This is a genomic window from Pseudoalteromonas sp. NJ631, from assembly GCF_000276645.1.
GTDB classification, from domain to species: domain Bacteria; phylum Pseudomonadota; class Gammaproteobacteria; order Enterobacterales; family Alteromonadaceae; genus Pseudoalteromonas; species Pseudoalteromonas piscicida.
The window spans coordinates 1-12,108 of the sequence record NZ_AKXJ01000005.1; the positions used below are offsets into that span (position 1 = coordinate 1).

A 12,108-nucleotide genomic window follows, 5' to 3' on the forward strand; every position below is an offset into this window, starting at 1 on the left:
TCGACCAGCCATCTGAGGCGATATGGTGCATGTTCAATACCATCACCCCCGTATCAACACTTGTCTTAATATACTTCACACGCAGCATCACATCTTCTGCTAAGTTGAAGGCTATATTCACATTGTCCTTAACGATCATTTTTACTTGTGACTCTAACATCTCACCCGTGAGATGTGTTAGGTCTTCTACTTCGACTGAAAACACACACTCATCAATGCTTCGAATATGCTGTAATGTGTCCCCCCCATCGGCGACGTATACGGTTCTTAATATTTCATGACGCGCCAAAATGGTGTGAAAGACCGCCTGGACAATGTCTAAATCCAGCTGACCTGCGACTTTAAACGCCAACGGCATATTATACTCTGCCGATCCGCCTTGTAGCTTGTCGATAAACCACAATCTTTGCTGCGAGTAAGAGGTTAAACATAACCCATTTGGATGATCAACTTTGGTTATGTTTACCTCAGGTTGACTATTGTTTTTTCTTAACCATTCAATGATTTTATCTTTGTCTTGCTTTATTTTTGTTATAAGTTCGGGTGTTAACTTTTCTTTTTTTCCGACAATTTTTAGGTTTACAGAATCTTCTGTCGTTAACTTAATACCAATATCATATAAATGGTTAAGAAGCTTTTTCATATCAATAGTTCCACTTCATCTTCTTCTATCTTATCGCTGACTAGCTCAATTTTTGTTTTTAGTATTTTACTGTCTATTGTTTCTGCAGTGAGCTTTATTGTTGGGCAATCAAATAACTTTGCGACTTCTATACTTACATCAAACTTTTGTTGAATAATCGCCTTCTTTTTCATTACGAGTAAAGAGTGCCCACCGAGTTCAAAGAAGTCAGCTGTGACACTGATTTTTTTCATATCTATCTCTAAAATCTGTGCCCAGATCTCTACTAACACCTTTTCTGTATCCGTCTCAGGAGGTATATACTCCCCTTGCAAAACGCTGCCATCAGGTTGAGGTAGCGCATTGATATCTACTTTACCATTTGGAGTCAATGGCCACTCAGAGATCAGCATCAAGGCATTCGGAACCATATAATCAGGCAACTGTTTATAAAGTTCGCTCTTAGTCTCAGAAAGTAAGCGAGCGAGACTGAACTCATTGAGATCAACAGTAGGTTTTATGTACCCTACTAGTTGCTGGCTATCGAGCAAATCCTTTGCCAACACGACAGTAGAATCCACCCCTGGCTGCAGCGCAATCTGCGCTTCAATTTCACCAAGCTCGATCCTAAACCCGCGTATTTTAACTTGGTCATCAATACGGCCAACAAATTCCAAACTCCCATCAGCCAAGTAACGCACAAGATCACCCGTTCGGTACAAACGCTCAGAGCTATTTGCATCCGCTTTATTGTAGTACGGGTTTTTAACAAAACGCTCCGCTGTCAACTCTGGACGATTAAAGTAACCTCGAGCTAAACCATCACCACCAATATAAAGCTCGCCCAGCGTCCCTTTGGGTAATAGCTGTTCACCTCGCCCCATTACATAGAATTGACTATTACATATAGGCTTTCCTATGTGAATGCTATGTTCTTTAGTAAGCGCTTCTCGCTCAGTGTAACAAAATTTATGATAGCTGCAACCGACGGTGGCCTCAGTAGGACCATACTCGTTGATAAATTGTGCATTAGGCATCTGTGTGAGCATTTTCACCGCTAAGCTCCGAGATAGAGCCTCACCACCAACCACAATCACATGCGGCGTCAAAGTAGGTTTAGCCAAGGATAACCCCTTGAGGTGAGTTGGCGTTACTTTATATAGCCCTGCGACATCCCCCTCAAGAGACGCCTGCAGCGCACTAAATGCATCTTGCTCGCGCCCTAGCACTTCAACATATTTGCCTTTTAGCCAGCTACCAAAAAGTGAAGTTACAGTCGCGTCGAAATTAAGTGACGTACTCATAAAGGAAAACTCAATGTTGTCCGTCAGATAACTTTTAACACACGATAAGTAGTTGCTTACACTTTGATGCTCAATCATGACACCTTTAGGTCTTCCTGTCGAGCCAGAAGTGTAAATCATGTATGCCAAGTGACAAGAAGTCAGTTGGTATTGAGATTTAATAAGGTTTTCACCGCTATAATGTTGAAACCTTGCCTCATCTTCAATACAAATAACTTGCCCTGTGTATCCTTCAAGTACGCGCTCAAGTTGGGCGAGGCCCAATATGGTTGTGAGCCCGGCGTCCTCAATCATATAGTCTATACGCCCTTGTGGATAGCTGGGGTCCAATGGCACATATGCGCCGCCAGCCTTGAGTATGGCGAGAATACCGACAATCATTTCTAGCGAACGTTCAACACATAGCCCGACTAAAGTATCTGGCTTGACTTCATGCTTATCAACCAAGTAGTGTGCTAGTTTATTTGCGCGTTCATTCAGCGCGCTATAAGTCATGCTTGCATGCTCGAATATGACTGCCACACTGTCTGGGTTGTCTAAGGCTTGCTGCTCGAATAACTCATGAATACACATATCTTTTGGGTAATCCGCCGCTGTGCAATTTAGCTCACTAATGAGGTTATAGGATGCTTCACTAGACAGGATTGGTAGTTTATGCGGGGCCACATCGAGGTGCTCAACTTCACAAAGCCCACTAAGTAAGCGGCACAAATTGTCACTTAACCCTTGTACGAACTCCTTGTTAAAAAGAGCGACATCGTAGGTCCAATCAATCCTGACTCCTTCAGCACTAATGCGCATGTTTACTTCTAAATCGAACTTAGCCTGTATTGTCTGTGGCGATAAGGGTTTAAGTGTTGCCTCAGATAAACGTATTTCTTCGATATTAGACTCGGTGTCAACGCCATAATCCGTGTTTGTCGTTATCATTATTTGAAACAGCGGAGTGTGCGCAGTGCTTCTCGGTATATTCAATCGTTCGACGAGTTTGTCAAAGGGCACATCTTGGTTAGACTGAGCATCGAGGTGCACCTGACGAACATGATGAAAGTAATCTGACAAGGTATTCTGATGTGTATCAACTTTGAGTACCAGGGTGTTGATAAAAAAGCCTATTAAGGGAGTGAGTTCTTCATGCATTCGGTTGGCGACTGGGGTGCCGATCACAACATCTTTGCAATTGCTATGACGAGACAGTAGTAGAGATAAAGCCCCATGTAAAAGCATAAATGGGGTCACCTTAAGCTGCTTAGCAAGGGTTTGTAAATTTGCGCGGATCTCCGATGGTAAAGAACAACTTATCATCTCACCAGCATGTGCTTTTACTTCTGGTCTAGGGTTACTCAATGGTAAATTATGTACCATTGGTAAATCATTCAATTGTTCAGCCCAATAATCTAGTTGTTTATCTAATACTTCATCAGCCATTTGGGTGCGCTGCCAGTGCGCATAGTCCACATATTGAATGGGCAACTTGGCAAGCGGGTTTGGCTTGCCTTGGCTAAGGGCTTCGTAAAGCGCGAAAAACTCTTTCGTAAGTACCTCCATAGACCAGCCATCCGAGGCGATATGATGCATATTAAAAACCAAAACGCCGGTATTCATTGCTGTCTGTAGGTAGCTTACTCGCAACATAATATCACGAGCCAAGTCAAACGGTTCTACCGTATCAGCTGCTATGTATTCCTGCACAGCAGATTGCTGCATCTCACTCGTGAGATCTGTAAAATCGACCTCATTGACGCAAAATTCAATGTCGGCCGGAGCTCGAACAATTTGCTTTACTTCCCCTAACTCTTCAACATATACGGTCCTCAGTACCTCATGACGCTGGATGATTTGATTGATAACTGCGGCTAAGAGTGAAACGTCCAAATCTCCCTGCACGCTAAACGCCTTGGGCATATTATACTCTGGAGTCTGTCCTTGCATTTGGTCAATGAACCACAGGCGCTGCTGTGCAAAAGAAACCTGGTGGCCCGTTTGGCTACGCTCTACAGGTCGAATTTTTCCTTTTACTGACCCATTGCTGATCACCCCGTCAAATTGCATTAAATAATCTATGAGGCACGCCTTGTGTGACTTGATTAAATTCGCAATATCACTGGTGATTGCGCCTTTGGGAGATTTCGCTTTTAGCTTACCGTTGTCATCCATGTATACATCTATATCGAAACCAGAAAGATGTACAATTAATTCTTTGGCATTCATTCTAAAACTCCACTTCTTCTAGTTCTTTTTCATCATGTTGAGATAAGCGCGCTTCTAATTCCGTTTTCTCCATAAACCGCGCGCAAGCTTCAGCAATGCTTTCTATGGTTGCGCTAAAAAACAATTTAGATACCGCAAGATCAACACCAAACTTTTGTTTAATCATGGAGTTCATTCTCATAACTAAAATAGAATGTCCCCCCAATTCAAAAAAGTTAGCGGTAATGCTGATCTTTTCTACATCGACCTCTAAAAGTTGCGACCATATCTCTGCTAATATTATTTCTATTTCTGTTTCAGGCGCCACGTATTGCCCCTGAAGCAAACTCCCATCAGGCTGAGGCAGTGCTTTTTTATCTACCTTTCCGTTAGGCGTTAAAGGCCAATCCGATACCACCATTAGCACGCTTGGTACCATATAATCGGGGAGCTGGCTTGCTAATTTCGCTTTAACATCGGATAAAAACGTTACTCTGCTTACCTCGTCAAGCTCACGTTCAGGTTTTACATACCCGATAAGTTGCTGCGCGCCAGCCAGTGATTGTGCCTTCACTAATGCAGAGTCGACCCCCATCACTGTTGATAGCTGCGCCTCAACTTCACCAAGTTCTATTCTAAATCCCCTTACTTTAACCTGATCATCAGCGCGACCGCAGAACTCTAGGTTGCCATCAGGCAAGTAGCGCACCAAATCGCCCGTACGATATAGACGCTCTGCACTGTGTGCGTTGCCTTGTTCATAATATGGATTATGAATAAAGCGCTCAGATGTCAGTTCTGGTCGATTCAGGTAGCCTCGAGCAAGGCCGTCCCCCCCAACATAAAGTTCACCCAATACTCCATCCGGCGCCAGTTTTTGATGGTGATTAAGGACATAGACTTGGGTATTCTTCATACCGCGCCCTATGGGTATTGAGTCACCAAGCTTAAACTCATCTTTACCCACTTTATAGTAACTACAACCGATAGTCGACTCTGAAGGGCCATAATGATTGATCAGCGCACTCTCAGGAAACACCTTGTAAAAGTCCATCACTAGTCTGGCATCGAGAGCTTCTCCCCCTATGACAAACGTATGGGAATTCTGCACCTTAGCATCTCCTAATTGATCCACAATAATCTGAAGATGAGAGGGAGTTAATCTGAGTAGCTTATCATCTACACCACTCAAGAGTTTGTCGATCACGTTGCCTATAATACCCTCATTATTGGCTAACTCAACACAGTCACCATGGATCAGAGGCAAGTATATACTAGGTAAGGTTAAATCAAAGCTTAAAGATGAAAAAACCAAAGAGCCAGTCAAGTTCTTAGCATAATAGCTATCACTATTAGTCAGCATATAATCGAGTAAACTTTTGTGCTCCACCATCACACCCTTAGGCTTGCCCGTTGATCCCGAGGTATAAATCACATAAGCCAGATTTGACAAATTAGTCTCTAGTGTTGATTTATCAATATTCTCAGCTCGATATGCTTGAAATTGTTGCGAGTTATCAAGTTCAATGACTTCATATTCATCCCCTTGCAGCTGGCACGCCACTTTAGAATGACTCAAGATCGTAGTGAGTCCAGCATCTTCTATCATATTGTTTAGACGCTCCTGCGGATAGCTGGGATCTAACGGTACATAAGCTCCCCCCGCTTTGAGCACAGCCAATATACCAACAACCATCGACAATGAACGTTCAATGCACAGTCCAACCAAAGCTTCCGTTTTGATCCCGTGTTTTTCCACCAGAAAATGAGCCAACCGATTCGCGCGCTGATTTAATTCAGAGTAGGTCAATTTCTCCCCTTCAAAAGACACTGCAATCTTGTCAGGATTATCTTTGGCCAGCTGCTCGAACAGCTCATGAATACACCGCTCTTGGTTATGCTCCATCACTGTATTATTGCGCTCATTCAGTAAAGATTGCTGTTCTTCATTTGGTAGTATCGTAAGTTCACTGACAGCCAGTGAGGGTGTAGCAGTCAAACTGACCACTAGATGCTGTAACGCGGTATGCATATATCGCATCACGCGCGCCACATCAATCGATGAATCCACTTTGAAATTTAGAGCAAAGCCAACCCCATAATCATCAACACTCAAATTAAATGGGTAATTGTTTCGCTCTTTCGATGAAATCAATTCAAATTCAGACAGGCTCGAGTTATCGTCCTCTTCTTGAAGCTTCGAATGTCGATAATTGAGCATCGCACTAAACACTGGCGTATTATTTGCTATTGCACTGCAACTTTGTGCGAGGGACAAAGGTGTTTGTTCGAACTCTAATAACTCATGTAAATGACGCTGCACACTGATAACGAAATCCAACACGCCTGTATCTTTAATTTGAATTCGTACCGGTAATGTATTAATAAACACACCCAACATATTTTCAGAGTGCTTTAACCCTTGTAACCGACCCGACATCACACTCCCAAAGACCACATCACTTTTATTACTGCATGCCCCGACAACTAAACTAAACGCAGCATGAAAGAGACTCGCCGGGCTAAACTTGAACTGCTTAGATAACTGGCGAATACGCTGTGCGATATCATCAACGACAAACTCTCTAGATTCTAAAATACAGCTCCCATCTCTATTGATATCGAATAACTCATAAGGCACTGTCGGCTCAACAACATCCCCCAATATCTTTTCAAAATAGTTTCTAGCCTTATTTTCTTTCAATTGTTTCGACGTGTAAGCGATGAAATCTCGGTATGGCCGCACCGGTGATAAGCGGTTAATTTTCCCCTCACTGATTAAGTTGAGTTCACGGTGTATGATCTCTAACCCAACATGATCATTTATAATATGGTGTAACCGCAACAATAAAAAGAACTGCCCCGCTAAGCTACCTTTGGCGATTTCCAAATGAAGAAGTGGTGCCTTCGTCAAATCTATCCATTGATTTTCAGGTAAGCTCTGTTCGGTCATATAAGCCTTTACATCAACGCCATCATTTAACTCCAGCCAATTTACAGACAGCTGTGCTTGCCTGCAAACAACTTGAACCGGCTCTGAAAGCCCTTCGCTTATCACCAATGTTCTTAATACATCGTGCCTTTGAATCAGGTGCTCGATGCCGTTAATGAAATTATGTACAGCCTGCTCTTTGCTTACTTCAAACAGCATAGGTAGAACATAAGGGTCATTCTGCTGACTCATTTTATGGGTATATAGAATCCCAGCTTGCAACGGGCCTAACGGGTATATATCTTCAATGTTTTCCGCCCCACCAGGTACTTGTAAAGTGATATAATCAATTTCGCTTGGTGACAAAGAAATCAATGGTAGCATCTGTGGTGTAATAGCCTGGCAATCGGCCGGAATTAAATTAGTCGGCGCCTTAAAGTCATGTATTTCATGAGTCTTACCATTGCTTTCAATCACACTAGCCAATGTCATTAAATTTGGCGTCGAGAATAGGTTTTTCACTTCGATGTTAAGCCCGGCTTTCTGTGCTTTGGAAACCAACGTCATAACCAATAAAGAGTGCCCGCCTAACTCAAAAAAATTGGCGTTGCGGCTGACCTTTTCTGCTTCTAACCCCAATAGTTCAGACCAAATCTCGACTAACATTTTTTCTGTTGTGGTCTGAGGAGCCAAGTATTCACCTTGTAGCGTCGTCAAGTCCGGTTCAGGCAGTGATTTTTTATCTACTTTTCCATTGGGGGTGAGCGGCCATGTATCTATCGACATAATGACACTCGGCACCATGTACTCCGGTAATAGGGTTAACATGCTGGCCTTAACCTCAGTAAGAAAAGCGGCTTGCTCATTATTATCGAGTTCATAAGCCGGCTTTATATATGCCAGTAATTGCTGGATACCACCCAGTTCTTTCGTGATCACTAAGGCCGAGTCGACCCCATCATGCGCAACAAGCTGTGACTCGACTTCCTCTAGCTCAACACGAAACCCTCTGATCTTTACCTGATCATCTATTCGACCCATGAACGTCAATTTGCCATCAGGTAAGTGACGTACTAAATCACCAGTACGGTACAGTGTCTTTGAGCTATTAGGGGTATTTTCATTGTAGAAAGGATTGTTGACAAAGCGCTCAGCGGTTAACGACGCGCGATTCAAGTACCCGCGAGCCAACCCTTCTCCACCTATGAAAAGCTCTCCAATTGCGCCCAGTGGAGCCAATTGGAGATCCGAGTCTAAAACCAACAACTGCGTATTCAATAATGGAATCCCGATACTGATAGAGGAGACATTGGGTATATCAATCAGATCTTCATGTTTGAACAATTCAACACAACATCCTACCGTCGCTTCTGTTGGGCCATATTCATTGATAAATACGCTGTTAGGCAACATTTTAGCAATTTTATTCGCCTCCTGATATGCGAGCGCTTCCCCACCAATCACGACAACATGACGCGTCAACACAGGAGCGGGCAATTCCAATCCCTTTAAATGCGCAGGTGTCACCTTGAACAACGTGCTCGTATCGCTCTGTATCGCCTCTTGTAATGCTTCAAACACATTGCGGCTTTCGTTTAGCATTTTTAAATAGCCGCCTTTTAACCAAGACCCGAATAACGAAGTGACTGTCGCGTCAAAATTTAATGAAGTGCTCATTACTGAGCATTGAATTTCATCATGAGGGTAACCATTGATACTCGTAAAATAATTTGAGACGCTGCGATGTTCGACCATCACCCCCTTTGGTCTACCCGTTGAACCAGAAGTATAGATCAAATATGCTAAATGCGATGATGTCAGCCCGATTGAGGATTTGGCAACATTAGCAGTACTGTACTTTTGAAAAGTACTTTCTTCATCAAGATAAATCACTTTCCCGGTGTAATAGGGTAATGAATTACGCAAATGCGTGTGGCTCACAATGCTCTTCAAATCGGCATCCGCTATCATGTGTGTCAATCTCGACTCCGGATAGCTTGGATCTAAGGGTACATAGGCACCGCCCGCTTTGAGTACCCCAAGTAAGCCGATAACCATTTCAAGGGAACGCTCAACACAAAGGCCCACATGTGTATCTGGTGTCACATTATGCTGCTCGATCAAATGGTGCGCTAATTGATTTGCTTTATCATTGAGTGCCTGATAGGTCAGCTGTTTATCGCCAAATACCACTGCTACACTGTCGGGATTATCCATGACTTGCTGCTCAAACCATTCGTGAATACACCGTTCTTTTGGATAGTCCGCTTGCGTTTGATTAAAATTCATCAATAAGTGGTTTTTCTCGCATTCATCAGCCAGTGCTACCTGGTTAACTTGAACCTCAGGGCTGAATACAACCGCTTCACATAAAGTATGAAAGTATCTCGCCAGCCGTTTAATGGTTTGCTTGGTAAACAACTCATTGCGGTATTCTATCGAACCTTCCAACTTATCTGAGTTTTCGTTAAACACCAGCGTTACATCGAATTTACTCATACCTAGATCTAACGGAGCAGCCTGCATCCGGTCTCCCAGCGTGCTTTTCGGCGTATTTTGCAACAGAAACATCATTTGAAAAAGTGGGCTTACCGATGAATTTCTGGACACCTTCGACAGTTCGACCACTTTCTCAAAGGGCACATCTTGATTTTCGAATGCTTCAAGGCAAGTTGCCTTGACTTGAGCCAATAATGATGTGAAAGACTCCCTACCTTTGACTTGGTTTCTCAATACCAGGGTATTGATAAACATACCAATTAGACTTTCAGTCCCCTCATAGTGGCGATTGGCAACAGGGGTCCCAATACAAATATCTTCCTGATTACTACAGCGATAAAGCATCACTTTAAATACACTCAGCAATAGCATATATAAAGTGCACCCTTGCTTCTCGGCCAGCTTTTTCAATTGCCCCGTCAACACTTCACCTAGGCTAAAATTATATCGGCTTCCAGAGAAACTCTGCACATATGGCCTCGCAAAATCTGTTGGGAAGTTTAATACCTCAGGTACGCCCTCTAGTTTGCTTTGCCAATAAGAAAACTGCTTTTTCAATGCCTGTTGCTCATCACATTCACGGGTCGCTAAATGAGAGGAATTAGGATCCGAATTACTTGGAGTTACCTCGTTATCTAACCATGCCCTTTGCCAAACACTGTAATCGGCATATTGAATTGTTAGCTCAGGTAAACATGGGGTTCTGCCCTGCTCAAGCGCTTGAATAATGTGATTGAATTCATTGACAAAAACCCCCATTGACCAGCCATCGCTCACAATGTGATGCATATTGACGACCAATACATGATGCGCATCGTGTAGTTTAAATATCTTGGCTTTGAGTAAAGGTCCGGTCTGTAAGTTAAAAGGCATGCGTGCTTCGTCATCACACAGCCTGTGTAATGCATCATCGCGCTCACCCTGCGACTTAATATGACTAATATCGACTTGTTCAAGCTCTAATTTAAGCGAATTCAAAACCTGTTGTTGTACTTCACCTTCCACACTCGGAAATATGGTCCTTAGATTTTCATGTCGACTAATGATTACATTAAATGCCTGTTCTATATGACTAATGTTCAGAGTTTGATCCGCTTCACTTCGAATATCTACTCGCCACGGAATGTTGTAGCTGGCACTTTCAGAGCCCATTTGTTCAATAAACCACAACCTTTCTTGAGAAAAGCTCAATGGAAACTTATCGATCTCGTTGCCTTTATCGCAAACTCGGTTTACCGCCTGAATGAGCGGTGTATCCTCGCTATTTTTCTCTGCTGCTAGCGTTTCTAAAAAGGTAATGACGTCAGCTTTGTTAGCGACTAACTCATCTCGGATCTCATTATTCCATACGCCTTTTGGTGCTTTGAATTTAAGTTGCCCACTTTCTAGCCATAGCTTTATTCCGAGCGCATTAATTTTGTTGATAAATGTTACTATTGCCATACTTTGAGTCCTTAAATTCTTTTTGTTTTTCTCTTTTTATTTTTATAATTAAGCGTCAGTGACGCCCCAAAACTCGCGTCACTGAGCGCTCCCTAGCGAGGTATGCTATTTAATATTTATGGGAGTTAAATCGGCCTTAAGACATCGCCACGAGGATTTTTCTAGGGCCAGTGAATGGGGCACGCCCGTGTGCCATTAACATGTTATCTAACACTAACGCATCGCCTTTTTGCCAAGGGAAGTAAATAGTCAGCTGTTTAAACGCGTTTCTAACACTCTCTAGTATCTCATCAGATATTTCACTGCCATCACTAAAACAGGCGTGTTGCGGCAATGTATGAAGGTTGCCATCACACATATCTACCAGGGCTTCGTAATAATCTCGCGGGTGATTAGAAGCGTGAAATTGATCAGCTTGATTAAACCAAACTTTCTCATTACTAATAGGATGCGTCGCTACACCGAGCCCTTGTTGCAGTGTTTTCAGTCCGCCGTCTTTTTTCCATTCAAAGTCAATATTGGATTGTTTACAAAATTCACTCACCTCATCCTTGTCATCGGTTTCGAAAGTTTCTTGCCAAGATGGTCCGAAAATGCCGCTTCCGTCATGCATATTTCGAATATACATAACTTTACGTTGCTCAAACATCTCTGTTATTTCAGGGTCTAGTAATTGCAATACTTTACGACCATCCGCAATCAGCGTATTGCCCGCTTTTTCGGGTGGCGTGACACAACAGAAAAAAAGCTGCTCTGGCCACTGTTCGTTATAGGAAAATTCATTGTGCAAAGAGATAAAGTGCTCTGCTGGGTATTCAGTCGATGTGTATATACCTTGCAAGAGCTTTGTTCTTGGAGAATTCCCCCCCGTGTAATCAAGTAAATGCGACTGTTTAAACTGCGTCAAAAAGTCATCAAACCCCTCTACAGAGTCAACACCAAAGTTGCGAAACAAAATCGCCCCATGCTCAAGCAACTTTTCTTTTAGTAAATCACTGTTGCTTTCCTTCCACTCCCTCAGTTGTTCAAGTTTATGTAAATCAGATGCTCCGTGAACTTCGACAACAAATGGAGAGCCGGCTTTTTCTTCATATACCCTAGTCGTTATGGACATTAAA

4 protein-coding genes are annotated in these 12,108 nt (G+C 42.9%); all 4 read right to left on the reverse strand.

Annotation, left to right across the window (positions count from 1 at the left end; genetic code table 11):
• Nucleotides 1–643: condensation domain-containing protein (locus tag A587_RS24910; RefSeq protein WP_036964809.1), on the reverse strand; the 643-nt coding region annotated here is incomplete at its 3' end.
• Nucleotides 640–4,137 carry a non-ribosomal peptide synthetase gene (locus tag A587_RS23950; protein WP_017217524.1) on the reverse strand — a complete coding sequence of 1,166 codons (3,498 nt, stop codon included), beginning with the start codon at nucleotides 4,135–4,137 and terminating at the stop codon, nucleotides 640–642. The genes A587_RS23950 and A587_RS24910, both read right to left, overlap by 4 nt.
• A 1-nt stretch (nucleotide 4,138) precedes the next feature.
• The gene (locus A587_RS0110370; RefSeq protein WP_017217525.1) at nucleotides 4,139–10,990 is read right to left on the reverse strand and encodes a non-ribosomal peptide synthetase; all 6,852 of its coding nucleotides are present in this window, start codon (nucleotides 10,988–10,990) and stop codon (nucleotides 4,139–4,141) included.
• Nucleotides 10,991–11,126: 136 nt separating this feature from the next.
• Nucleotides 11,127–12,104 (reverse strand): TauD/TfdA family dioxygenase, encoded by a 978-nt coding sequence (locus A587_RS23955; RefSeq protein WP_017217526.1) that lies wholly within the window; start codon nucleotides 12,102–12,104, stop codon nucleotides 11,127–11,129.
• Nucleotides 12,105–12,108: the final 4 nt, after the last annotated feature.